Raw genomic sequence first — 25,073 nt, forward strand, 5'->3', positions numbered from 1 at the left:
GGCCGTTTCTCCCCGACCACCCCGCTTCGGCCGTTTCTCCCCAACTACCCTGCCCTGCCCGTCAGTCCGGCGCGACCGACCCGTCGGTGAAGCCGTCGTACATCCCCTGCACCAGCTGTTCGCCGAGCCGGGAGGCCAGGCGCAGGGCCTCCTCGAAGGCGGCCAGGTCGCGGAAGCGCGCGCCGTAGCGCCGCTGTTCGGCGAGGGGCAGGCGGGGCAGCTGGAGGCGGCGGACGTCGAGGCGGGTGGCCGTGGAGGCGTAGCTGCTGGCCTGGCGGTTGTTGGCGGTGCCCCGCAGGAAGCCGGCGAGGAACCACGGGTCGAGGGCGGCCGGGTCGGGGCGCAGCAGGGTGAGGTTGCGGCCGAGGGCGGCGCCGGCGGTGGCGGCGTCGACGACCCGGGCGATGGCGCCGCCGCCGAGGACGGGCACGACCACATCGCCTTCCTGGACGAGGACCGGTTCCTCCACGGGGCCGGAGGGGGCGGCTTCGGGGAGGGTGCCGGTGGGTTCGGTGGCGGCGATGACGTCGTGGTCGGTGAGGACCGCGAGCGGTGCGCCGGGGGCCGCGGCGCCGGGGCCCCCGGCGCGCAGGGTGAGGGCGCCGGAGCGGGCGAGTTCGCCGATGGTGGTCAGCGGCCAGCGGGCCGGGACGGTGTCCGCGGCGGTGTCCTGGGGTGCGGTGCGGGGGGTGAGCGCGGTGGTGCGGGCGAGGGTGTCGGTCAGCCGGTCGCGCACCTGGGCCAGTTCGGCGGGGCCGCCGGCCGCCGCGGGCGGCGGGAGATGGCGGGCCGGGGCGAGGTCGACATCGTCGCCGAGGAGGTCGATGGCGGCCAGCGAGCGCCGTACGCCGGGCATCTCCTCGACGCCGCCCTCGCGGTCGAAGGACCGCCAGGCGTCGACGGCGGTGGCGCGGACGGCCGCCCAGTCGAGCTTGTCGCGGCCGCCGGGGGCGGCGGGGGCCAGGCCCGCGGTGTCGACGACGAGGAGCTGCGGGGTGAGCTGTGCGCTGCCGTCGGGCTTGCGCAGCACCCACAGGTGCAGGGGGATGCCGTTGGGCGGGGCGGCGCCGGCGGGCAGCGCGATGACGGCGCGCAGGGCGCCGCGGCGCAGCAGATCGGCGCGGATCCGGCGGCCGGAGCGGCGGGAGGCGGCGGCGGGCGGCATGAGGAGCACGGCGGTGCCGCCGGGGCGCAGCCGGGCCAGTGCGTGCTGGACCCAGGCGAGTTCGGATTCGGTGCGGGCCGGGAAGCCGTACTCCCAGCGGGGGTCGTAGGCCAGTTCGTCGTGGCCCCAGTTGCGTTCGTTGAACGGCGGGTGGACGAGGACGGCGTCGACGGCCAGCTCCGGGAAGGCGTCGGCGCGCAGGGTGTCGGCGGCCCGCACCCGGACCTCGGCGTCGGGGACGCTGAGGGCGAGGCGGAGCGCGGTGAGCGCGGCGAGGTCGGGGTCGGCCTCCTGGGCGTGGAGGGCGAGGGGGGCCGCGTCCGGCTGCGCGGCGGCCCGTTCCTGGGCGGCGGTCAGCAGACCGCCGGCGCCACAGGCCGGGTCGAGTACGGAGCGCAACGGGCCGTCGGGAGCGGCGAGTTCGGCCATCAGGGCGGCCGGGCCGGGCGGCGTGAGGGTGTACTGGCGCGGGTTGGCGTCCAGATGGCGGCCGAGCAGGAACGCATACGCCTCGGCGGCGCCGTCCAGGGCCGCGAGGTCGGCGGTGGCGCGGACCAGCGCGGCGGAGGGGGCGAGCGCCTCCCTGGTCAGGCCGTGTACGGGGTGGCCGTCGCCGAGCCGGGCGGTGAGGACGGAGTCGAGCATCAGGGGCAGTACGCCGGTGAGATCGGCGTCGTCGGAGGCGCCGCGCAGCTGCTTCCAGGCCGCGGGGCGGTCGCGGACGAGGAGCAGCACGGCGCCGGCCTGCCGGAGCGCGGCCGCGGCGCCGGCCGGATGCCCGACGAGCCGCTGCCAGACGCGTTCACGCAGTGGCACCTCGGCGAGCTTGCCCTGGTCGCGCAGCCACTGCTCGATGTCGCGGAGGGCGAAGGCGGGGCTGGTCTCCGTGCCGCCGACCGGTTTGGGGAAGTCGGCATGCCGGCGGCGCCAGTTGCTGACGGCGGCCCGGCCGACCCCGGCGAGCCGCGCGATACCGGCGGCGGTCACTTCGGTGGGACGGTCCGTGGGGCGGTCCGCGACCTGACCGACGGGGCGGTCTGCGGGGGAAATACCGACGGCCACGCCGCCGTCCACCACGCCCTCACCTGCGGCGCCGTCGTCCGTCGCGTTCTCCGTTGGTGCGATGTCCGGCACCTGGCTGGCTCCTGTCCCGATGCGTGACCACTGTGTCAGCAGCATACCCATCCCCTCGTGACTCACCCCCTTCACATCGTGAATCCTTGAATCCGATGCATTCGTGTTGACTCGATTCACAGCCTCTGTTGTTATTGACCCATCGCTTCAGCGGACTCGATTCAGCGCCCGGAAGGGGCCACTCCCGCATGTCTCAGCAGATGCACTACCCGTCGGCACCGCAGGCTCCGGCGCCCCAGGCGGCCCGTAACGGCCTCGGCGTCGCCGCCCTGATCCTCGGCATCATCGGCGCGCTCAGCGGCATCCCGATGTTCTTGTTCTGGCTCGCCGGGCCGCTCGGCATCCTGGCCCTGATCTTCGGCATCGTGGGCATGGGCCGCGCCAAGAAGGGTCAGGCCACGAACAAGGGCGTGGCGGTGACCGGCACGATCCTGGGCGCCCTCTCGATCATCCTGGCGATCGTCGGCGTCATCGTCTCCGTGCTGGTGGTCAAGGGTGCGGTCGACGAGGCCCAGAAGCAGCTCGACAAGGATTACGGCAGCGACTCCTCGATCAAGGACCTCGCCCCCAGCGCCACCGCGAAGTACAACAACGGTCTCCAGGTCACCGTCACGAAGGCGAGCCCGTACACCATCGACCCGAGCACCGTCATCACGCACAAGGACGGCGACAAGGCGTACAAGTTCACCGTCACGATCAAGAACACCGGCAAGCAGGCCATCAAGAATCCCGCCATGCTGATCGAGGCGGAGGCCGACGGCAAGAAGACCGAGGAGTTCGCCGACGACAAGGTCGGCATCCTCCACCACGACTGGGAGACCAACCTCGGCCCCGGTGAGTCCGACACCGCGGAGATCGTGTTCGACACGCCGCCGGCCGCCAAGGAGCTCAACGTCGAGATCACGCCGGACATCATGCTCGACCCGGCGAACTGGAAGCTGGCCCTCTGACCCCCTTCCCCCTCCCCCGCACAAGCCGTCGGCCCGGAACCGCACCCACGCGGTCCCGGGCCGACGGCCGTATGTACGGTGCCGGGCCCGCTACTTCACCTCTTCGCTAGTTCGCCGAGAAACGGGCCGGCGCCTGGGTGGGATTGCCGCCGCCCGGCAGCCGCTCCTGGGGGCAGGAGCGCAGCACCCGCACCATCGCGTCCTTCTCCGCCCGGGTCACCCACAGCCCGTACTTCTTCTTCACCGCCACCTGGTGGGCGACATAGGTGCAGCGGTACGGCCGGTAGGCGGGAAGCCAGGTCGCCGCGTCCCCGTCGCTCTTGCGCCGGTTCGCCGAGGCGTCGACCGCGATCAGATTCAGCGGATCGTTGGCCAGCGCGATCCGCTTACGGGCCGGCCACTGCCCCGCTCCCTTCTGCCAGGCGTCGGACAGCGCGACCACATGGTCGATGTCGACCTTGCTGCGGCCGCGCGTATAGCGAATCGTCCCGCCGGTGTACGGATCCTTGGCCAGCGTGCCCGAGACGACGATGCAGTCGCCGTCGCGGAAGGCCGTGGCCCGCAGATCGCGCCGGAGGATGTCGTCCCGGGTGTCGCAGCCGTTGCCGTCGGTGTCCGCCCAGGCGGAGCCGAAGCGGCCGCGGGCGTAACCGGTCTTCGGGGCGCGGCCCTTGACGTCCAGGGCGGCCACCGCCCGCAGCGCGCTGCCCGCCGCCGCCGGGCCCGCCGTGGTGTCCGTATCCCGCCCGTCGCGTGTTTTGTCCGGGGTGCAGCCGGTGAGGGTCAGCAGGGCGGCCAGTGCGGTGGCGGTGGCGGTGGCGGTGGCGGTGGTGGCAAGGGGAAACAGGGCTGGGCGGGCGGGAGACGGCAGTGCGCGGCGGGCGGGAGACGGCGCGGCCGGGCGGGCGGGAGACGGCACGGCCGGGCGGGCGGGAGACGGCAGTGCGCGGCGGGTGGTGGGTATCACGGCGGTCCAATCCGGGGGTGCGGGCGGGGGCGGGCGCCCGGGACGGTCCGGTCCGCCGTTTCGAGTATCTTTTCGGAAATCGAGAGTGAGGACCCCCATGGACACGGCCGCAGCAACGGCCGCGGGCGGCAGCGGGCCCCCGCCGCAGGTCGCCGGCACCGGCCCCGCGACCGCCGACGCACCGCCCGCCGCCCCCGGCCGCCTGCGACGCGCCACGCACCGGCTGCGCGAGGCGAGCGCCCCGCTGCGCGCGCCCCGCCTCGACCCGTACTGGACGGGCGCGTTCTTCTTCGTCGCGTTCGCCACGCTGTCCCTCTGCCGCTTCCGGACGATGGGCAACTCGTCCTGGGACCTGGGCATCTTCGAGCAGGCCGTCCGCGGCTACGCCCACCTCGGGGCGCCGATAGTCGACCTCAAGGGCCCCGGCACCAACATCCTCGGCGACCACTTCAGCCCCGTCCTGATCGTGCTCGCCCCGCTCTACCGGCTCCTCCCCTCGCCGCTCACCCTGCTCCTGGCGCAGGCGGCGTTGTTCGCGCTGTCCGCGATCCCGGTGACCCGCGCCGCCGCCCGTCACCTGGGACGCCTCCCGGGGCTGGCCATCGGCATCGCGTACGGCGCGTCCTGGGGGGTGCAGAAGGCCGTCGACTTCGACTTCCACGAAATAGCCTTCGCGCTGCCGTTGATCGCCTTCGCGCTGGAGGCCGTGCTGCGCGAACGCTGGACCGCGGCGGTGTGCTGGGCCGCGCCGCTGGTGCTGGTCAAGGAGGACCTGGGCGTCACCGCCGCCGCGATCGGGGCGCTCATCCTGATCCGGACGCGGCGGGCGGCGCCGCTGCCCATCGCCCTGGTCGTCTTCGGACTCACCGCCACCGCCCTCACCCTCGGCGTCATCATTCCCAGCTTCAACACCTCCGGCTCGTACGACTACTGGAGCAAGCTCGGCGCCGACGGCGGGGCGGACCCCACCATTCCCCTCGACACCGCCGTCCGCACCACGCTGTGGGTGCTGCTGCCCACCACCGGGCTGCTCGCCCTGCGCTCCCCCGTCCTCCTGGTGGCGCTGCCGACCCTCGGCTGGCGGTTCCTCTCCCACGAGCCGCACTACTGGGGCATCGACTGGCACTACAACGCCGTTCTGATGCCGGTGGCCCTGCTCGCACTCGTCGACGCCCTGCCACGCGCCCGCGTCTCCGCCCGCCCCTGGCTGCGCTCCTACGCCCATCACCTGCCGGCCGCCGCACTGGCCACCGCGCTCGCGCTGAGCACCACGCTTCCGCTGTCCCGGCTCACCGAGGCCGGCACCTATCGCATACCGCCGGATGTCACCGCCGCCGAGCGGCTGTTGGAGCGGATACCCGACGGCGCGACCGTCGAGTCCGACATCCGCCCGCTGTCCCGCCTGACGGGCCGCACCCGGGTCTTCTGGACCGGCGACACCCGTGGGCTGTCCCCCGACTACATCGCCGTCCAGCGGCCCGACGACCGCAGCCCGAGCCAGGCGCTCGCCGACGCGTCCGCCCGCCACCCCGGGTCCACCTACGCCGTCCTGGGCGACGCCGGCAACCTCCTCGTCTTCCAGCGGACTTCCGCGCGCTGACGCCCACGGCGGGGGCGACCCCCGCCGTGGGCCACGCCTTGCCGCCTAAGACCCCAGGACCGTCGTCAGGAACTCCCCCACCCACGCCAGCAGCTCCCGCCCCACCAGCGGCTTCCCGCCGATCTTGCCGGTGGTGGGCCGTGGCACCAGCACCTGCTTGGTGGCCGGCTTGAGGACCGTACGCGGATACAGCCGCTTCAGCCGCAGCTCCTGCGACTCCCGCAACTCCACCGGTCCGAAGCGGACGTTGGAGCCCTGGAGCGTGATGTCCGAGACGCCGCAGGCGCGGGCCAGCATGCGCAGACCGGCGACCAGGAGGAGGTTCTCGACGGGCTCGGGCAGCTTGCCGTAGCGGTCGGTCAGCTCCTCGCGGACCGCGGCGATGTCCTCCTCCGTGGCGGCGGAGGCGATGGCGCGGTAGGCCGCCAGCCGCAGCCGCTCGCCGGGCGCGTAGTCGTGCGGGACATGCGCGTCGACGGGGAGCTCGATCTTGACCTCCAGCGGCGGCTCCTCCTCGACACCGCCCTCCAGAGACGCCCGATAGTCGGCGACCGCCTCACCCACCATCCGTACGTAGAGGTCGAAGCCGACGCCCGCGATATGGCCGGACTGCTCGCCGCCGAGGAGGTTTCCGGCGCCGCGGATCTCCAGGTCCTTCATGGCGACGTACATGCCCGCGCCCATCTCGGTGTGCTGGGCGATGGTCGCCAGCCGCTCGTGCGCGGTCTCCGTGAGCGGCTTCTCCGGCGGGTAGAGGAAGTAGGCGTAGCCGCGGTCGCGGCCCCGGCCGACGCGGCCGCGCAGCTGATGGAGCTGGGAGAGGCCGAAGTTGTCGCCGCGCTCGACGATGAGGGTGTTGGCGTTGGAGATGTCGATGCCCGATTCGACGATGGTGGTGGAGACCAGGACGTCGAACTTCTTCTCCCAGAAGTCGACGACGACCTGCTCCAGCTGGGACTCGCCCATCTGGCCGTGCGCGGTCTGGATACGGGCCTCGGGGACGATCTCGCGCAGGCGGGCGGCCGCGCGGTCGATGGACTCGACGCGGTTGTGGATGTAGAAGACCTGGCCCTCGCGCAGGAGTTCACGGCGGATGGCGGCGCCGATCTGCTTCTGCTCGTAGGGGCCGACGAAGGTCAGGACCGGGTGCCGCTCCTCGGGCGGGGTGGTGATCGTGGACATCTCGCGGATGCCCGTGACCGCCATTTCGAGCGTGCGGGGGATGGGCGTCGCGGACATGGTCAGCACGTCGACGTTGGCGCGCAGCTTCTTCAGCTGCTCCTTGTGCTCGACGCCGAAGCGCTGCTCCTCGTCGACGATGACCAGGCCCAGGTCCTTGAACTTGGTCTCGGCGGAGAAGAGCCGGTGGGTGCCGATGACGAGGTCGACGGAGCCGTCCTTGAGGCCCTCCAGCGTCGCCTTGGCCTCGGTGTCGGTCTGGAAGCGGGACAGCGCCTTGACGTTGACGGGGAACTGCCCGTACCGCTCGGTGAAGGTGCCGTAGTGCTGCTGGACGAGGAGGGTGGTCGGGACCAGGACGGCGACCTGCTTACCGTCCTGGACGGCCTTGAAGGCGGCGCGGACGGCGATCTCGGTTTTGCCGTAGCCGACATCGCCGCAGATCAGGCGGTCCATCGGGACCGACTTCTCCATGTCCTCCTTGACCTCGGCGATGGTCGTGAGCTGGTCGGGCGTCTCCGCGTACGGGAAGGCGTCCTCCAGTTCGCGCTGCCAGGGCGTGTCCGGGCCGAAGGTGTGGCCGGGCGCCGCCATCCGGGCCGAGTACAGCTTGATCAGGTCGGCGGCGATCTCCTTGACGGCCTTCTTGGCGCGCGCCTTGGTCTTCGTCCAGTCGGCGCCGCCGAGGCGGTGCAGGGTCGGGGCCTCGCCGCCCACGTACTTGGTGACCTGCTCCAGCTGGTCGGTGGGGATGTAGAGGCGGTCGCCGGGCTGGCCGCGCTTGGCGGGGGCGTACTCGACGAGGAGGTACTCGCGGGTGGCGCCCTGGACCGTGCGCTGCACCATCTCGATGTAGCGGCCGACGCCGTGCTGTTCGTGGACGATGAAGTCGCCGGCCTGCAGGGTCAGCGGGTCGATGGTCTTGCGGCGGCGGGCCGGCATCCGGGCCGCGTCCTTGCCGGCGGCCTTCTGGCCGGAGAGGTCGGTCTCCGTCAGGACGGCCAGCTTGAGGTCCGGGGCGATGAAGCCGTTGTCGAGGGAGCCGCACGCGACGTGGACGAGGGCGGCGGAGATCTCCGGCGCGGCGCCCGGCGCACCGTCCAGCCCGGTCAGGCGGGCCGGGATGCCCTCGCCGCCGAGCACCTCGACCGTACGGGCCGCGGGGCCGTGCGCCTCGGTGACGAACACCGTGCGCCAGCCGTCGGCGAGCCACTGCTTGGTGTCGGACAGCGCCCGCTGGGTGTCGCCGCGGTAGGTCTCCGGCGCGTGCATCCCGAGCTTGAGGGTGTCGCCGTTCAGCACCAGTTCCTCGTCGGCCGCGAACGGACTGACCGACCACCACGGCATGCCCAGCTCGCGGGCCCGGTCGCGGACGTCCGCGATGCCCCACAGGGACGCCGCACCGACGTCGATCGGGGCCTCGCCCACCCGTCGCCCACCACCACCCTCGCCGGAGCGGGCTTCGCCCGCGCTGGACATCGCACTGGCCGCCCACGACGCCTGAAGGAACTCCTGGCTGGTCGCCACCAGGTCCGCGGCCCGGGTACGCACCCGCTCCGGGTCGCAGACCACGGCCATGGAGCCCTTCGGCAGCACGTCCAGCAGCAGTTCCATGTCGTCGACCAGGACGGGAGCCAGGGACTCCATGCCCTCGACGGCGATCCCCTCGGCGATCTTGCCGAGGAGTTCGCCCAGCTCCGGGTGGCGCTCGGCGAGCACCGCGGCCCGCTCCCGCACCTCGTCGGTCAGCAGCAGCTCACGGCACGGCGGCGCCCACAGGCCGTGCTCGGCCACCTCCAGGGACCGCTGGTCGGCCACCTTGAAGTAGCGGATCTCCTCGACGTCGTCGCCCCAGAACTCGACCCGCAGGGGGTGCTCCTCGGTGGGCGGGAAGACGTCCAGGATGCCGCCGCGGACCGCGAACTCGCCGCGCTTCTCGACCAGTTCGACGCGCGCGTACGCGGCCGCCGCCAGCCCCTCGACGACCTCTTCCAGGTCGGCGGTCGAGCCCGTGCGCAGGCTCACCGGCTCCAGGTCGCCCAGCCCCTTGACCTGCGGCTGGAGCACGGAGCGGATGGGCGCGACGACGACCGAGACGGGGCCGGCCGTCGGGTCGTCCGGCCGCGGGTGGGCCAGCCGGCGCAGTACGGCGAGGCGGCGGCCGACGGTGTCCGAGCGCGGCGAGAGCCGCTCGTGCGGCAGCGTCTCCCAGGAGGGGAACTCGACGACGGAGTGGGCCTCGTCGGCCGGCATCAGCGTGCGCACCGCCGCGGCCAGGTCCTCGGCCTCGCGCCCCGTCGCGGTCACCGCGAGGACCGGGCGGCCGGACCGGGCCAGCGCCGCCACCGTGAACGGACGGGCGGCCGGCGGCCCCACCAGGTCCACATGCGGCCGGTGGCCATCGGCCGCGGCCTTGACCGCTTCGGCGAGCGCCGGGTCCCGTACGACGGCGTCGAGCAGACCAGTCAGGCTCATGAAAGGCTTCCGTCCCAGAAGGCGACAGCGCAGGAGATCGCGGAAGATCAACGCGCGGTGAACAACGCGAGCGGCCCGACACTCCCCTCGCAGCCCAAGGGGCCCGGACGGGCCGGGCTGCCCACGATACGCCCGCCCGCCGACAACCGACCGCCCGAGCCGGTACCCCGGCTCCCCCGCCCCCGGCCGTCCAGCACGCGAGAGCCCCGTTCCGCATACCGGCCCCGCATGGAATGGTGTGCGCTACATGCAACGGACCGGAGGAGAGGCGGGGGCCCGGTGAGCGGCACCACGAGGGACAGCGACCGTGGCAGCGCCGACGACACGGACATAGCCTCGGGCCGCGCTCCCGGCTCCCGGCGCGGCCCCGTCGTCGCCGCCCTGATGCTCGCCATGGCGCTGGCCGCCCTCGACTCCACGATCATCGCCACCGCCATCCCGCAGATCGTCGGCGACCTCGGCGGCTTCGCGGTCTTCTCCTGGCTCTTCTCCGGCTATCTGCTGGCCGTCACCGTCACCCTGCCCGTCTACGGCAAGCTCTCCGACACCTTCGGCCGCAAGCCCATCCTGATCGCCGGGATCGTGCTCTTCCTCGTCGGCTCGCTGGCCTGCGCCGGCGCCTGGAACATGGCCTCCCTGATCGCCTTCCGGGTGCTCCAGGGCCTGGGCGGCGGCGCCCTCCAGGGCACCGTCCAGACCATCGCCGCCGACCTCTACCCGATGAAGGAACGCCCCAAGATCCAGGCGAAGCTCTCCTCGGTGTGGGCCACCTCCTCGGTCGCCGGGCCCGCGGCCGGCGGGCTGCTCGCCACCTACGCCGACTGGCGGTGGATCTTCCTGGTCAACGTGCCGGTCGGGGCGATCGCGCTGTGGCTGATCATCAGGCACTTCTTCGAGGACAAGGGCGCCCGTGGCCCCGCAGACCCCGCCCCCGCCCGCCGCCGCATCGACTGGCCCGGCGCGCTCGCCGTCTTCGCCACCGGCGGGCTGCTGCTGACCGCGCTCGTCCAGGGCGGCGTCGCCTGGCCCTGGCTCTCCGCCCCGTCGCTGCTGCTCTTCGCGGGGACGGCGGTGTGCGCGGCGGCCACCGTACTGATCGAGCGGCGCGCCGCCGAGCCGGTCATCCCCGGCTGGGTCTGGCGCCGCCGCACGATCTCCGCCGTCAACCTCGCCCTCGGCGCGCTGGGCCTGCTGATGGTCGCCCCGACCGTCTTCCTGCCCACCTACGCGCAGGCGGTCTTGGGCCTGAGCCCGACCGCCGCCGGCTTCGTCCTGTCCATGATGACCCTGAGCTGGCCGGTCTCGGCGGCCTTCAGCAGCCACGTCTACAACCGCATCGGCATCCGCAACTGCGCCCTCGTCGGCATCGGCGCGGCCGCCCTGGTCCTGCTGTCCTTCCCACTGCTGCCCTATCCGGGCGCGGCCTGGCAGCCCGCCCTGATCATGCTGGCGCTCGGCGCGGCCCTCGGCCTCTTCCAGCTGCCGCTGATCATCGGCGTCCAGTCGTCCGTCGGCTACGCCGAGCGCGGCACCACCACCGCCTCCGTCCTCTTCTGCCGCCAGGTCGGCCAGTCCCTCGGCGCGGCCCTCTTCGGCGCCATCGCCAACGCCACCCTCAACGACCGCCTCGCGCACGCCCCGGCCGATATCCGCCCCGGCCTGCCCGACGACCTCGACGCCGTCTCCCACGCCCTGGAACACGCCGGCGCCCTCACCGCCCGCGCCACCGACTACCTGCGGCGCGCCGTCGACACCAGCGTCGAACACGTCTACCTCGGCGCCGCCGCGGCCGCGGCCCTCGCCCTGCTCGCCCTGCTCCTGCTGGCGCCCCGGCGCTTCCCGGTGCACACGGATGCCCGTACACCGCGAGAGGCGGGCGACGCCGGGGCCGCCGCGGACTAGGGCCTGTCCGATGGGTCAGGGTCCGCGGCGGCGCCGGGCTCAGCCGTCCTTCCCGTCGTCCAGCCGGGGCAGCTCGGTCTCCAGGGTGTCCTCGTTGTCGGGGTCGCAGCCGTCGGGATCGCGGTCGCCGGGAATGCCGGGAACGAGGCCGTCGGGATGGCGGTCGCCCGGGATATGGCCGCCTGGATGACGCGCGTCCGGTTGGCGGGCGTCGGGATGACGGGTGTCGGGACTGCCGTCCTCAGGATTGCGGTCGCCCGGAATGAGGCCGTCCGGATGGCGGCCTTCGGGGTCGCGGCCCGCCCCCTCGGCCTCGGCGGCGGCTCCGGCCTCCGGCTCCGGCTCGCCCGTCAGCTCCTCCAGCTCGTCCGGATCCTTGCCCGTCAGCGCCGCCAGGCTGTTGCGCACATGGGACATGTGCGCCTGCACCTCCGCGCGCTCCTCCTCGTGCTCCCGCAGCACCCGCGCCGTACTGCGTTCGATGCGCTCCGCCTCCACCCTGGCCCGTGCCACGATCGCCGTGGCACGGTCGGCCGCGTCCTCGTCGCTGTGCCGGGCGGCCTCCTCGGCCTCCGCGTGTTTGCGGCGCGGTTCGGCGAGCACCGCATGGCCGTGCGCCTCCCGCTCGGCGACCAGCCGGTCCGTCTCCGCCTCCAGATCCGCCAGCTCACGCCCGGCCGCATCCCACTCCTCGGCCTGCCGCTGCTCCTGGTCACGCCACATCTCATCGGCGCGCTGCCGGGTCTCGGTCAGCACCGTGGCCGCCTCGCCGCGCCACTGCTCCGCCTCCGCGGACGCCGCCGCCACCACCTCGGTGGCCTCCGCCCGCGCCGCCTCCTCGGCGCGCCGCGCCCACTCCTCCACCTCGGCCCGCAGCTCCCGCGCCGCCGCGTCCGCCGCATCGCGGATCTGGTCGGCGTGCCCCATCGCCTCCTCGCGGATCTGCTCGGCCGCCTCCTGCGCCGCGATCCACAGCCGCTCCGCCTCCGACTGAGCGGTCGTCAGGATCAGCCGGGCCGGCTCGCCCAGGGACTCATACGTCTGCGGCGGCAGCTGCGCCACATGTTCCTGCAGTTCCGCCAGCTCCGCGTCCATCTCGTTGGCGAGCACGGTCAGCCGCGCCGCCCGCTCCCAGCAGGCATCGCGATCTGCCGAGACCTCCTCGACGCGCCGATCGACGTCGTCCGGCCGGTAACCGCGTCCCCGTACGGTCTCGAACCCGTGCGGCGAAACCGGTGCACTCATCCCTTAAAGCCCCTTTTCTGGATCAGTCCGAAGCCGCCCTATTGCGACACTTCACCCCTCTCCCGCACAAGGATGCGTCAATCGGTCCCAGAAGTCTGAATCACCGCATCGACGCGCAAAGCGCCGAACAATCGTTGTGCCCCATTTGCGTCCCACAGCAGCACGTCACCGGCCTCGCCCATCGACACACCGGGATCGGCCACCGGAACCGTGACCGTCGCGCCGCCGCCCCCGGCGATCTCCTTCATCGACCGCGCCATGGCCAGCAGTTCCGGCGTCCCCGACCCGTTGTCCACGGCGAGCGCGGCCAGCCCGGCGCCGGTCACCGGCAGCAGCCGGAACGGATCGAACAGCACCCCGGGCCCCAGCATCTTGTCCGCGACCGCACCGATCAGCTGACGCTGCCGCTTCACCCGTCCGAGGTCACCCTGCGGGTCGGCGTAACGGGCCCGTACGAACGCCAGCGCCCGCCGCCCGTCCATCCGATGACACCCCGCCGCGAAATCCGCCCCCGACCGTGCGTCCCGCAGCGGCCCGCGCAGGCACAGTCGCACCCCGCCCAGCTCGTCCACGAGCCGCACCACACCCAGGAAACTGACCTCGGCATAACGGTCGATACGCAAACCCGTCGCCCGCTCGACCGTCCGGGTCAACAGCCGCGGCCCACCGTCCGCATACGCCTCATTGATCTTCGCCCGGCCGTGCCCCGGCACCGGGACATAACTGTCGCGGGGCAGACTGACCAGATACGGGCCGTGCCGGCCGGAGTGCAGCACCATGATCGTGTCGGTGTTGCGCACCTCGTCATGACCGACATGCAGGTCCTCGCGCTGCCGGGACGTCAGCCCGGCGCGGCTGTCGGAGCCGACCAGCAGCCAGTTCGTCCCCTTGCCCGCGGGCGGCCGCCCGGCATAGTCCGCCAGCGCGCCCACATGCCGCACCCGTTCACTCGCGAACCCGTACAGGGCGGCGCCGCACGCCACCACCAGCACGAGCAACGTCAGCAGCACCACCAGGATCCGGCGGCGCCACGGCCCGCGGCGCCCACGGGACGCCCGGCGCCCCCGGTGGACGGACGCCGACGACGAGAACAACTGACCCATACAGGCATGGTCATGGCGCCCGACCCGTTCCGCAGGTCGAGCGCCATGTCCCGGCGTATCGCCGACTACCGCACTCCCGCTACAGGAGCCCGTCCCACACCTGCTACAGGAGCCCGTCCCACATCTGCTCCAGCAGCACCGACCACCAGGTCTCCGGCGACCCCAGCGCCGGCGGGTCCAGCGCGACCAGCTGCGCCTGGAAGTCGACGGTCCAGCGGCCCGCCTGCTCCGGCGTCAGCCCGAACCGCAGCCGCCACATCCGCCCCAGCATCGCCAGACAGCGCACAAACTCCGGCAGCCCGCTGTTGACGAACTGCGGCACGGCCGCCTGCCCGCCCGGACCGGCCTCCACCGGAACCGCCACGATGTTCGCCGTCCCGAACTGGACACACAGCTGACGGCCGAAGTCATTGCCCATGACGAGATACGAACCGGCATCCGGCGCCGGCTGCACCATCCGCTCCGCCGCCAGCTCCGCCAGCGTCGGCACCGGACGGCCCGGCTGCGCCTGCGCCCAGAAGAACGGCCCGAAGTCCACCGGCAGCCCGGCCCACACCAGCGTCTGCGCCACCGCGTCGGGCACGCCCTGCCGGGACACCGCCCGCTGATCGAACCGGAAGATGCCCTGCGGCCCGAAGGCCTGCTCCAGCTCCTGCCCGATCGCCTGCGGCGGCACCGGCGGCGCCGGGGGCACCTGCGAGGGATGCGGCAACGGCACCCGGACCGGCGCCGGCCGCGCCGGACCGTCCGCCACCTGGTGCAACTCGCCCTGATGCTCGACGAGATGCCGTACGCCCTGCTGCCGCGAGGCATGGTCCCTGCCGTAGGCGGCGGTGTGGCTGATGCGCACCTGCGGCCAGTTGTCGCGGATCATCCGCGCGCAGTAGCCGCCCGGCAGATCGCAGCACTCCAGCTCGGTGTGCAGCTCCAGCACCTGCTGCGGCGGAATGTTCATCCCGCGCAGCTCGTGCAGCAGCTGCCACTCCGGATGCGGGGTACCGGGCGCGGAACGGCGCACGATCTTCTGCTCGGAGCCGTCCGGTGCGCGATAGCTGAGCACCGCCATGTAGCCGGGGCCCACGGTCGGCACGCCGCCCGGCGCCTGGGGGTAGCCGTACGCACCGGGGCCGGGCGGGGCCGCGGGGACGCCGGGAGGCGGGGCGGTGGGGCCGGCGGGCGGAGGCATGGCGGGGCCGCCCGACGGCGGCGCCGCCGGAGGCATCCCCGGTGCGGGCAGCGGGCCGCCGGGGCCACCGGGTCCACCGAGAGCCGCGCCACCGGCGAGCATCGTCGCCGCGGCGTGCACCCCACCGCCCGGGGCGGGCGGGGCGGGCGGCGGCGGGGGCGGGCCGCCCTGACCGCCCTGACCGCCCTGACTGCCCTGGCCGCCCTGACTGCCCTGGCCGCCCTGACTTCCCTGGCCACTCGCGCCACGGCCACCCGCACCCGGCTTACCGGGCGGGCCCGGCGGCTTCGGGGCGCCGGGCGGGCCGGGCGGGCCGGGCGGCTTCGGCGCACCGGGCGGCGAGGGCGGCGGCGGCACGCCGGGTCCGCCCGCGCCCCCCATGGCGGCCTGCAAGGACGCACCGTCGGCGAGCATCGTCGCGGCGGCATGCACCCCGCCGGCCGCGGGCGGAGCGGGCGGCGTCCCCTGGCCGGGCCCTTCCGCTCCGCCACCGGACGCCGCACCGGACGGTCCGTCCACCGCGCTCAGGTCCAGATCCGCCGCATCCAGCTGCGAGACCAGCTGCGTCGGCACATAGCCGCCGGCCGGCGCGGCGCCGCCGCGCGGCCGCGCCTCGGCCTTGCCGGTCTCGGCATCCGCGCCCTTCGCCGGGTCCGCCCCGGCACCGTTCCGGCCCGCACCGGGCGTACCGGGCGCGCCGGGCGGCGGCGGGCCACCGGCGTTACCGGTGTTCCCGGCGTTGCCCCTGTTTCCGGCGCTTCCGGGCAGCGAGGAGCCGTCGGCGAGCATCGTCGCCGCCGCATGCACCCCACCCCCCACGGGCGGCGGGGGCGGCGGCGCCCCCGGGCCGGGCGTCCCCATACCCGGCGGCGGCGGTACATCGGCGACCGGCGGCCCGGCCGGCGGCGGCATGTCCGCCAGCGCCGGCGCCGCGGGCGGCATCGGCGGCGGCGTGGGCAGCCCGCCGGGCCGACCGCCCTCCGGCGCCGACAGCGCCGGCTGCGCCACCTGCGTCGGCGGCAGCTGACTGCCGCCCTGCAGCAGCTCCGTCTTGGCCTCGGGCCGGGCCCGCGGCGTCGACGGCGGGGTGTCCTCCGACTCGTCGTGCTCGGTCAGCGGCGCCGAGAACACCGTGTCGGGCAGCCCCACCGACAGGTCCTCGGAGCCCTGCCCGCCCGTCGTGTCCGCATCGGCCCACGGGGTCGGGGGGGTCGAAGGGGTCGCGGGAGCCGAGGGGGCCGCGGGAGCCGAAGGAGCCGGGGCCGCCGCAGGCGGCGCAGCGGGCGCCGAAGCCGCGCTCCCGCCCCCGCCGTCCCGCCGCCGGTCCGGAATCCCGATCGCGTCCGCCGCCTCCTGCAGCCACTCCGGCGGCGTCAGCAAAAACGACGTCGCCTCCAGATCCACCCGCTGCGGCGGCGACTCCGCGGCCCCCTGCCCGCCGTCCACCGGAGCGCCGTACTCCTCCTCGTACCGCCGGATCACCTCACCCACCGGCAGCCCCGGCCACAGCGTCGTCTCCCCGCTGTCCCGAGCGATCACCAGCCGGGCCCGGCCACCGTCCGTCACCGGACCACCCTCACGGTCCTCCGCCCAGGCCACAAAGCCCAGGTCGAACTCCCGCACCCGCACCTCACGCTGCTGCATCGCCGGCAGATCGCCATTGACCCAGCGCTCCGCACGCTCCTGTGCCTGCGCGAACGTCACCATCGCGCGCTCACCCCTCCACCGGAACGGCATGCGCAAAGCCGCCGTCCACCATCAGGTTCGCCACGGTCTCCAGCTCCGGCGGATTCCCCGCCAGCCGCTGCAGGAAATCGTCGAAATCCGCACCGCACGGCAGCAGCAGCTGCGCCACCCGCTCCTGCACCGACAGACCGTCCCGGTCCCGGGCATCGTCGTACGGACAGAACCACACCGTGCCCAGCGCCTCGCCGCGCACCTTCACCGCGACCACACCGCCCTGCACGAACGCCACACCCAGATAGTCCTTGGTGAAGTGGTCCCGCAGGCACTTGTTCACATAGACCAGGTCATTGACCGCCGCATCGTCCCGCACCGTGAAGAACGGCTGGTCCACCAGCAGCCCCAGCTCCGCATCCAGCGCCACCCCCACCGGCGCACACCCGCCCGCCGCCTTCAGGAACGACCGGTACGCGCCCGGCAGCCGATAGCCCAGCGTCTCCTCCGCCTGCGCCACCTGCTCCTCGGCCACCGCCAGCTCCCGCCGCGGCAGCCCGAAATGCGCCGGCCGGGTCTCCTGCAACGGGCGGGTACCCCGCTTCCCGTGCTCCACCGCCGCCGTCGCCAGCCCCCCGTGATGCCGCAGCAGCGCCTTCACCTCGACGGGGATCAGCTCCATCCGCCGCGTACCGGGGACGTGATGCCAGGTCCAGCCGTGCGGCGTCGCCACCGCCGGCACATCTATCCACAGCTCGTGCCCCTGCGCATGCAGCGCCGCATTCGCCGACACATAGTCCGTCAACCGCAGCTCATCGACCCCGAAGCCCTCCGGCGGCTCGGCGATCTCCGCCGCCGCCCGCGCATACGGCGAGAACTCCGGGAAACCATGCGCATCCACCCGCACCCCCGCGGGATACCGGGCGGCCCGCACCGGATCCGGGAAATGCACGACCTGCCCGGCATAGGCCGTGTTCGGTGGCGCGGCATGCTGCTGCCCGAGCCGACCTGTCGTCATCGCGGTTGCCCCCTGGCTGGATCTGGGTTTGAGGCACAGCCTATGCCGTGCCGCAACACCCTCCCGCCGCCCCCGGCCACCCCACGTCAGCCCGCCGATACGCCACCCACACCCCCTTCAGCGATGTCCCCCGACCGCCGTAAGCCACCCCGCCCACCAGCCCTGATTCCCTCCGGCCGACGGACCGTCAGGCTCCAGTGACATCACCGACAGCCCGCCCGACTACCGCAACACCCAGCACATTTGGCAGGCTGACCCCGCAACCGGGGGGTTTGCAGGGAGGGAAAGCACCGACAATGAGCACCACCGCACACCAGCACACCGCCGCCACCGGCGACCCCCGCATCGGCTGGAGCGCCACCGCCGACACCGACCGCGCGCCCGCCCTTGCCTTCCGCCGCGACGGCATCCTCCCCACCGTCGGCGCCGCCTTGTCCGTACGCGGACAAACCCTCACCTGCACGGCAAGCAAGGCGGAACAGCCCCCCGCCCTGCACCCCCTAGTCCAGGACTTCCTCGACACCCTCGGCACCGCACAACGCGAACGCTTCACCGGACGCTGCCCCGAAGCCGTCCTGCTCTCCCGCCACCTCACCGCGGTCGAGGCGGGCCGCAGCAAGCGCGCCGCCCGCAAACCCCTCACCAACGGCGAAGCCCGCCGCTCCCTGAGACACTCCAAGATCACCGCACGCCACATCCGCGAGGACGGCGACCCCCGGCACGGCGGCTACGCCCCGCCCTGCCGCTCCTGCGACGCACTCCTCGCCCACTTCGGCGTCATGCCCATCGAGGGCACCACGCCCAACGGGAGCTGACCGCCACCATGCCACCCATCACCCCTCGCACCGCCGTACCCCCGGCCCGCGAACACGCCGACTCCACCCGCTTTCCCCCCGCCGTCGACGTCGCCCTCCAACAGGCCGGCTGGCAGCCCGGCCGCTGGGACATAAAGCAGGCCGAACACTGGGCCGACACCCTCCGCGCCCACGCCTCCCCCGCCGGCCACCGCCACAGCGTCTTCCCCGCCGCCGTCGAAGCCTGGGCCGAATTCGGCGGCCTGACCATCACCGGCAACGGCCCCGGCCGCCACATCGCCCCCACCCCCTTCACCGTCAACCCCCTCCACGGCCTCCACCTCGCCCGCACCCTCGGCGACCTCGGCCGCGCCCTCGACACCGACGTCGCCCCCCTCGGCCAGGAAGAAATCCCCGACGCCAACGGCACCCCCACCGGCCAGGCCGTCCTCGCCATCGACGCCCAGGGCCGCATCTACAGCCTCGACCACACCGGCGACTGGTACCTCGGCCCCGGCATCGACCACGCCCTCGGCACCCTCGTCCTGGGCACACGGCCGCCGAGGCTGGAGGTCGGACCTCAGCCGTAGACCGCCCCAGGGGACGGGCCCACGGACACGACGGGCCTTACCGCGCGGACTCACCGGGCTCACCGGACTCACCCGGCCCAGCCGGCGCACCGGGCTTCGTGGCCAGCAGATACGCCTGCGGCGTCAGCTCCCCCACCGCCGCCTCCCGCTCCAGCCGGGCCACCACATCGAACCCGGCCGCGCGCAGCTGCCCGGCAACACGGTCGGGCAACAGCCGGTGGAACACCAGCGACACCCGATGCCCGAACGCCTCCGTATAACGCGACGGCTCCTCGCCCACCTGAAACCCGAGCAACAGACGACCACCCGGCGCCAGCACCCGGTAGAACTCGGCCAGCACCCCCGCAACCGCCTCCGGCGCAATGTGGATCAGCGAATACCAGGCACTGACACCACCGAGCGCACCGTCCGGCACCTCCAGAGCGGTCATCGACCCCTCCTCGAACCGCACCCCCGGATGCATCCGACGCGCCCGCGCCACCATCTCGGCCGACAGATCGACCCCGGACACCTCCAGCCCCAGCCCGGCCAGATGCGCCGTCACCCACCCCGGCCCGGCCCCGACATCGAGCACCCGCCCCCCGCCGTCCGCCCGCACATACGCGGCAAACGCACCGAGCATCGCCAGCCCCAGCGTGTTGCTCTCGAGCTCACCGCGGAAATTCTCGATGTACTCCGCGGCGATGGCGTCATAGCCCGCCCGGGTGTCGGCCAGGAACGAAAGTTCGGTCATGACCATGACCGTAGCGCCGGGACGCCACGCGAACCGGCCCTTCCCCCCACCACCACACCACCCCCCGGGACCGGCGCCGCCTCACCCGCCGGCTCCGGCCACCCCCACCGGCACCACCGCCGACACCCGGAAGCCCCCTGCCTCCGTAGGCCCCGACACAAAAACGCCCCCCAGAGCCGTCACCCGCTCCCGCATCCCCACCAGACCATTGCCCCCACTGGGCAACCCCGCATCCGTCGCCCCCCGCTCCGACGGACCGTTCTCCACCTGCACCGCCACCTCATCGCCCCGATGCGCCAGCCGCACCCGCGCCCGCGCCCCCGGCGCATGCTTGTGCACATTCGTCAGCGCCTCCTGGACCACCCGGTACACGGCCTGCTCCACCCGCGCCGCATACCGACGCCCGGCAGCACCGGCGCCATCGTGGGCTCCCTGCACCGAAAGCTCCACCACCATCCCGGCCGCCCGGGACTGCCCCACCAGATCCCCCAGCTCCGCCAGCGAAGGACCCTCATCCACCTCCACGGACGGCCCGTCCGCCGCCGGCACACTCGCCTGCGACGCCACCTCCGCCAACCGCTCCGACGCCGTCGGCGCCGCCCCCTCGGCACCCCGCACCGCCGCCCCCTCAGCCGTACGCAACACCCCCAGCATCTCCCGCAGCTCCGTCAGCGCCTGCCGCCCCATGTCCCCCACCAGCGCGGCATTCTTCGACGCCTTCTCCGGATCCTTCAGCGCCACCGCCTGCAACGCCGCCGCATGCACCACCATCAGACTCACCCGATGCGCGACCACATCGTGCATCTCCCGCGCAATCCGCGTCCGCTCCTCATTACGGGCCCACTCCGCCCGCTCCTCGGCACGGTCCGCCAACAGCGACAGCTCACGCTCCAGCCCGTCCGCCCGCTCCCGCAAACTCTCCACGAGCCGCCGACGCGCCCCCACATACAAACCCCACAACACCGGCGGCGCCGTCATCACCAGCCCCACCGCGACCGCCATCACCGGCACGAACCACACCGGCGGATTGAAGTCGTTCTCCGACACCACGTCCTGCTGCATGCTGAAGTACGTCGTGGTCAGCGTCCCGACCACCGTCATACCGGCCAGCAACGCCGTGATCCGCCGCGGCACATCCGACGCCGCCAGCGTGTACAGCCCCACGATCCCCAGCAGCGCACCCATCTCCGCCGGCATCACCGCGATCGACACCAGCACCACCACGACCGGCCACCGCCGCCGCAACAGCAGCACCGGCCCCACCACCAGCCCCAGCAACATGCCGACCGGCACCGGCAGCCCCGCCTCGTGCGCAAACGGAATGCCCTCGAAGACACACTCCACCGTCGAAGCCAGCGCCAGCGCCACATCCAGCACGGCACTACGCCGCCGCGCCCACCACCACGGCCCACCTCTCGGCGCGCCCCGCGCCCCCGCACTTTCCCTTGCCCCCGTCACGCTCATACCGACCAGCGTACGGGCGTCCGGCCCGGACCTCCCGACGCGTGCGCCAGCACACCCCAGGCCCATTACGTGCCACTACCGCCATATATCGCTCGAACTGGCGAATCGCCCGCATTTTCGACTCATGGCAGGTGTGAGCGACGACACCCTGTTCCCATGACGCACACACGTCGGGACCACCCCGACTTCGAAGCCTTACGACCACAGGCCGTGGCCCTGCGCCGCGCAGGGCTCAGCCGGCGGCAGATCCGCGACCGCCTCCACGTCCACAACAACGACATCCTCAACCGCCTCCTGGAGGGCGTACCGGTACCGGAGTGGACCAAGCGCCCCAACGCCAAGGACGACCTGCGCGCCAAGGCCCGCGAGCTGCGCACCCAGGGCATGACCTACGACCAGATCCAGGTCGAGCTGGGCTGCTCGAAGAGCTCGATCTCGCTCTGGGTACGGGATCTGCCGAAGCCGGCGCCGCGCCGTACACCTTCGGAGCAGGCGCGGCTCGCCGTCCGAAAGCGGTGGGAGCACGAACTGGCGGTGCGAGACGAGGAACGCCAGCGGACAAAGACCGCAGCAGCCCAAGAAGTCGGCGCACTGTCCGACCGAGAGCTCCTCCTCGTCGGAGCCGCTCTCTACTGGGCCGAGGGCTCGAAGGACAAGCCCTACGACCGGCGGGAGTACGCCCTCTTCGTCAATAGCGACCCAGGCATCATCCAGCTCTATCTCGCATGGCTGCGCCTGCTCGAGGTGGAACCGGAGCGAGTGGGCTACCGCGTGATGATCCACGAAACGGCCGACGTGGCTGCGGCCGAGCGCTACTGGGCCGACCTCGTTGGCGTCGACGTCGCCACGTTCCAGAAGCCCACCATCAAAAAACACAACCCCAAGACCATCCGCAAGAACGTCGGAGATGCCTACCACGGCTGCCTAGTGGTCCGAGTGCTACAAAGTGCAGAGCTATACCGTCGCATTGAGGGCTGGTGGTACGGCATAGTGTTGGGTGCCAAGCGGGCGGGCGGAAACGACCAGCCCGCTTGACAGTACCCTCCCCCATGGTGTAAGGGCAGCACAACGTCTTTTGGTGTCGTCGGTCGAGGTTCGAATCCTCGTGGGGGAGCGACTGCTACAACGAAGCACAGTTCGGGTCCTGACCACGCGGGTCAGGACCCGCTGTCGTTTCATCTGTCATACGCCCCGGTATCCTTCGGATGACCACCACCCGAAGTAGCCAAGAAGCCGAAGGGCATCCCCGTGAGCGCCAACCGCCCGGCAGCCGTCGTCGTTCTCGCAGCGGGTGAGGGCACCCGCATGAAGTCGGCGACCCCCAAGGTCCTGCACGCGATCTGTGGTCGCTCCCTCGTAGGACACGTCGTCGCCGCCTCCCGTGAGCTGGACCCCGAACACCTCGTCGTGGTCGTCGGCCATGCCCGGGAGCAGGTACGGGCCCATCTCGCCGAGGCCGACCCGGCCGTGCGCACCGCCGTGCAGCACGAGCAGAACGGCACCGGCCACGCCGTCCGTACGGCCCTGGAGGAGCTGAGCAACGACGGTGTCGCCCTCGACGGCACCGTGATCGTGGTCTGCGGTGACACTCCGCTGCTGACCGGCGAGACCCTCAAGCGGCTCAGCGACACCCACGCCGCCGACAAGAACGCCGTCACCGTCCTGTCGGCGGAGGTTCCGGATTCGACGGGCTACGGCCGGATCGTGCGGGACGAGTCCACCGGCGCCGTCACCGCGATCGTCGAGCACAAGGACGCCAGCGAGCAGCAGCGCGCGATCCGGGAGATCAATTCCGGGGTGTTCGCCTTCGACGGGCGGCTGCTCGTGGATGCGCTGGGCAAGGTGCGTACGGACAACAGTCAGGGCGAGGAGTACCTGACGGATGTGCTGGGGATCGTGCGCGAGGCGGGGCACCGGGTCGGTGCGGCGGTGGCGGGTGATCACCGCGAGATCCTGGGGATCAACAACCGGGTGCAGCTGGCCCAGGCCCGTCGGCTGCTGAACGAGCGGTTGCTGGAGCGGGCGATGCTGGCCGGTGTGACGGTGGTGGATCCGGCGTCGACGTGGGTCGATGTGATGGTGGAGTTCGCGCCGGATTCGGTGGTGCATCCGGGTACGCAGTTGCTGGGGGCGACGCGTATCGGGGGCGGTGCGGAGGTCGGGCCGAATTCCCGGCTCACCGACACGGTTGTCGGGGAGGGCGCTGTGGCGTCTTTCACGGTGGCGGAGGGTGCGCGTATCGGGGACGGGGCGAGTGTCGGTCCTTATGCGTATCTGCGGCCGGGGACGGATCTTGGTACGAAGGCCAAGGCCGGTACGTACGTGGAGATGAAGAACGCGTCGATCGGTGAGGGCACGAAGGTGCCGCATCTGTCGTACGTGGGGGATGCGACCATTGGTGAGTACACCAACATCGGCGCGGCGAGTGTTTTTGTGAATTACGACGGTGAGGCGAAGCACCACACCACGGTGGGTTCACATTGCAAGACGGGTTCGGACAACATGTTTGTGGCTCCCGTCACGATCGGGGACGGCGCTTATACGGCGGCCGGCTCGGTCATTACCAAGGATGTGCCCCCGGGTTCGCTGGCGGTCGCGCGTGGCCAGCAGCGGAATATCGAGGGTTGGGTCGCGCGTAAGCGGCCCGGAAGCGCCGCCGCGCAGGCCGCTTCGGCCGCTCGCCAGGAGTCCGAGGGCGAGCGGTGATCGTGCACAGGGGTGCGCCGTGCGGGGCGTACCGTGTTGAGCGCACGCAAACAGGAATTCGAGGAGATTTGCTGTGACCGGGATCAAGACGACCGGCGAGAAGAAACTGATGCTCTTCTCCGGCCGCGCCCACCCCGAGCTGGCCGAGGAGGTCGCGCACCAGCTGGGTGTGGGCCTGGTCCCGACGAAGGCGTTCGACTTCGCCAATGGTGAGATCTATGTGCGCTATCAGGAGTCGGCGCGTGGCGCGGACTGCTTTTTGATTCAGAGCCACACGGCTCCGATCAATAAGTGGATCATGGAACAGCTGATCATGATTGATGCGCTGAAGCGGGCTTCGGCCCGGAGCATCACTGTGGTGGTGCCGTTCTATGGGTATGCGCGTCAGGACAAGAAGCACCGTGGGCGGGAGCCGATTTCGGCCCGTCTGATCGCGGATTTGATGAAGACCGCGGGTGCGGACCGTGTGGTGACGGTGGATCTGCACACGGATCAGATCATGGGCTTCTTCGACGGTCCGGTGGATCACCTTTTTGCGCTGCCGGTGCTGGCGGATTATGTCGGTGCGAAGGTGGACCGGGACAAGCTGACGGTGGTTTCGCCGGATGCGGGCCGGGTGCGGGTTGCCGACCGTTGGTGTGACCGTCTGGGTGCGCCGCTGGCGATTGTGCACAAGCGGCGTGACAAGGACGTGGCGAATCAGGTCACGGTGCATGAGGTCGTCGGTGATGTGAAGGGCCGGGTGTGTGTCCTGGTCGACGACATGATCGACACCGGTGGCACGATTTGCGCGGCGGCGGATGCGCTGTTCGCGAATGGTGCGGCGGATGTGATCGTGACGGCGACGCATGGTGTGCTGTCGGGTCCGGCCGCGGACCGGCTGAAGAATTCGAAGGTGAGCGAGTTCGTGTTCACGAATACGCTGCCGACGCCTTCGGAGCTGGAGCTGGACAAGATCACGGTGCTGTCGATGGCGCCGACGATTGCGCGGGCGCTCCGTGAGGTGTTCGAGGACGGTTCGGTGACGAGCCTCTTCGAGGAGCAGTGAGTGTGATGCGGTAGATCCTCCGCGTTCGCAGGGACGTGGTGGATCGCTCGCGTCCGGTGGACGCTATAGATCCATTTTGGGGCGGCCTCCGCGCCGGGTAGACTCAACGAGTTGCTCGGCGAGGGAGGCCGCCTTTT

General features: G+C 72.3%; 17 protein-coding genes and 1 tRNA gene. 9 read left to right on the forward strand and 9 right to left on the reverse strand.

What is annotated here, in order from left to right; genetic code table 11:
- Positions 1-61 precede the first annotated feature (61 nt).
- Entirely contained in the window at positions 62-2,152 is a 2,091-nt protein-coding gene (locus AC5677_RS15545; protein ID WP_497196637.1) for an N-6 DNA methylase, read from the reverse strand.
- A 335-nt stretch (positions 2,153-2,487) separates the two neighbouring features.
- On the opposite strand from AC5677_RS15545, the gene AC5677_RS15550 reads away from it, so the two are divergent.
- The gene (locus tag AC5677_RS15550; protein ID WP_497195634.1) at positions 2,488-3,249 is read left to right on the forward strand and encodes a DUF4190 domain-containing protein; all 762 of its coding nucleotides are present in this window, start codon (positions 2,488-2,490) and stop codon (positions 3,247-3,249) included.
- A 106-nt stretch (positions 3,250-3,355) separates the two neighbouring features.
- On the opposite strand, the gene AC5677_RS15555 is transcribed toward AC5677_RS15550, so the two are convergent.
- Positions 3,356-4,096, reverse strand: coding sequence for an HNH endonuclease family protein (locus AC5677_RS15555; protein ID WP_497196638.1), 741 nt, complete (start codon positions 4,094-4,096; stop codon positions 3,356-3,358).
- Positions 4,097-4,313: 217 nt separating this feature from the next.
- Here AC5677_RS15555 and AC5677_RS15560 point away from each other — a divergent pair, with 217 nt between their 5' ends.
- A complete protein-coding gene (locus tag AC5677_RS15560; RefSeq protein WP_497195635.1) occupies positions 4,314-5,816 on the forward strand; it encodes a DUF2079 domain-containing protein in 1,503 nt (500 codons plus the stop codon).
- Positions 5,817-5,861: 45 nt separating this feature from the next.
- Here the strand turns inward: AC5677_RS15560 and mfd are convergent, their stop codons facing one another.
- Positions 5,862-9,470 carry a transcription-repair coupling factor gene (gene mfd / locus AC5677_RS15565; protein ID WP_497195636.1) on the reverse strand — a complete coding sequence of 1,203 codons (3,609 nt, stop codon included), beginning with the start codon at positions 9,468-9,470 and terminating at the stop codon, positions 5,862-5,864.
- 279 nt (positions 9,471-9,749) lie between these two features.
- Between mfd and AC5677_RS15570 the strand changes: the two genes are divergently transcribed.
- Positions 9,750-11,372, forward strand: a complete 1,623-nt coding sequence (locus tag AC5677_RS15570) for an MFS transporter (RefSeq protein ID WP_497195637.1) — start codon at positions 9,750-9,752, stop codon at positions 11,370-11,372.
- A 39-nt stretch (positions 11,373-11,411) separates the two neighbouring features.
- Here AC5677_RS15570 and AC5677_RS15575 read toward each other — a convergent pair whose 3' ends face one another.
- From AC5677_RS15575 to AC5677_RS15590, 4 genes are all read right to left on the reverse strand, one after another.
- Positions 11,412-12,617, reverse strand: a complete 1,206-nt coding sequence (locus tag AC5677_RS15575) for a cellulose-binding protein (RefSeq protein ID WP_497195638.1) — start codon at positions 12,615-12,617, stop codon at positions 11,412-11,414.
- 77 nt (positions 12,618-12,694) lie between these two features.
- Positions 12,695-13,720 carry an LCP family protein gene (locus tag AC5677_RS15580; protein WP_497195639.1) on the reverse strand — a complete coding sequence of 342 codons (1,026 nt, stop codon included), beginning with the start codon at positions 13,718-13,720 and terminating at the stop codon, positions 12,695-12,697.
- A gap of 103 nt (positions 13,721-13,823) precedes the next feature.
- Positions 13,824-16,613 (reverse strand): SUKH-4 family immunity protein, encoded by a 2,790-nt coding sequence (locus AC5677_RS15585; RefSeq protein ID WP_497195640.1) that lies wholly within the window; start codon positions 16,611-16,613, stop codon positions 13,824-13,826.
- Between the two features lie 7 nt (positions 16,614-16,620).
- A complete protein-coding gene (locus tag AC5677_RS15590) occupies positions 16,621-17,601 on the reverse strand; it encodes an SMI1/KNR4 family protein (protein WP_497195641.1) in 981 nt (326 codons plus the stop codon).
- A gap of 296 nt (positions 17,602-17,897) precedes the next feature.
- Between AC5677_RS15590 and AC5677_RS15595 the strand changes: the two genes are divergently transcribed.
- Together AC5677_RS15595 and AC5677_RS15600 are read left to right on the forward strand one after the other, a co-directional pair.
- Positions 17,898-18,416 carry a YwqJ-related putative deaminase gene (locus tag AC5677_RS15595; protein WP_497195642.1) on the forward strand — a complete coding sequence of 173 codons (519 nt, stop codon included), beginning with the start codon at positions 17,898-17,900 and terminating at the stop codon, positions 18,414-18,416.
- Between the two features lie 8 nt (positions 18,417-18,424).
- Complete coding sequence (locus tag AC5677_RS15600; RefSeq protein ID WP_497195643.1) at positions 18,425-18,985, forward strand: SUKH-3 domain-containing protein; 561 nt, start codon at positions 18,425-18,427, stop codon at positions 18,983-18,985.
- A 37-nt stretch (positions 18,986-19,022) separates the two neighbouring features.
- Here AC5677_RS15600 and AC5677_RS15605 read toward each other — a convergent pair whose 3' ends face one another.
- Together AC5677_RS15605 and AC5677_RS15610 are read right to left on the reverse strand one after the other, a co-directional pair.
- On the reverse strand, positions 19,023-19,718 hold the full coding sequence (locus AC5677_RS15605; protein ID WP_497195644.1) for a class I SAM-dependent DNA methyltransferase: 696 nt from the start codon (positions 19,716-19,718) through the stop codon (positions 19,023-19,025).
- Between the two features lie 81 nt (positions 19,719-19,799).
- The gene (locus AC5677_RS15610) at positions 19,800-21,182 is read right to left on the reverse strand and encodes a sensor histidine kinase (RefSeq protein ID WP_497195645.1); all 1,383 of its coding nucleotides are present in this window, start codon (positions 21,180-21,182) and stop codon (positions 19,800-19,802) included.
- Positions 21,183-21,338: 156 nt separating this feature from the next.
- Between AC5677_RS15610 and AC5677_RS15615 the strand changes: the two genes are divergently transcribed.
- The 4 genes from AC5677_RS15615 (at position 21,339) to AC5677_RS15630 (ending at position 24,936) form a co-directional block, all read left to right on the forward strand.
- A complete protein-coding gene (locus AC5677_RS15615) occupies positions 21,339-22,217 on the forward strand; it encodes a hypothetical protein (RefSeq protein WP_497195646.1) in 879 nt (292 codons plus the stop codon).
- Positions 22,218-22,225: 8 nt separating this feature from the next.
- Positions 22,226-22,296, forward strand: a tRNA-Gln gene (locus AC5677_RS15620).
- A 134-nt stretch (positions 22,297-22,430) separates the two neighbouring features.
- Positions 22,431-23,888, forward strand: a complete 1,458-nt coding sequence (glmU, locus tag AC5677_RS15625) for a bifunctional UDP-N-acetylglucosamine diphosphorylase/glucosamine-1-phosphate N-acetyltransferase GlmU (protein ID WP_497195647.1) — start codon at positions 22,431-22,433, stop codon at positions 23,886-23,888.
- Between the two features lie 73 nt (positions 23,889-23,961).
- Positions 23,962-24,936, forward strand: a complete 975-nt coding sequence (locus AC5677_RS15630) for a ribose-phosphate diphosphokinase (RefSeq protein ID WP_497195648.1) — start codon at positions 23,962-23,964, stop codon at positions 24,934-24,936.
- The last annotated feature ends 137 nt before the right edge of the window (positions 24,937-25,073 follow it).

The sequence above is a fragment of the Streptomyces sp. JLSY215 genome, from assembly GCF_059682825.1.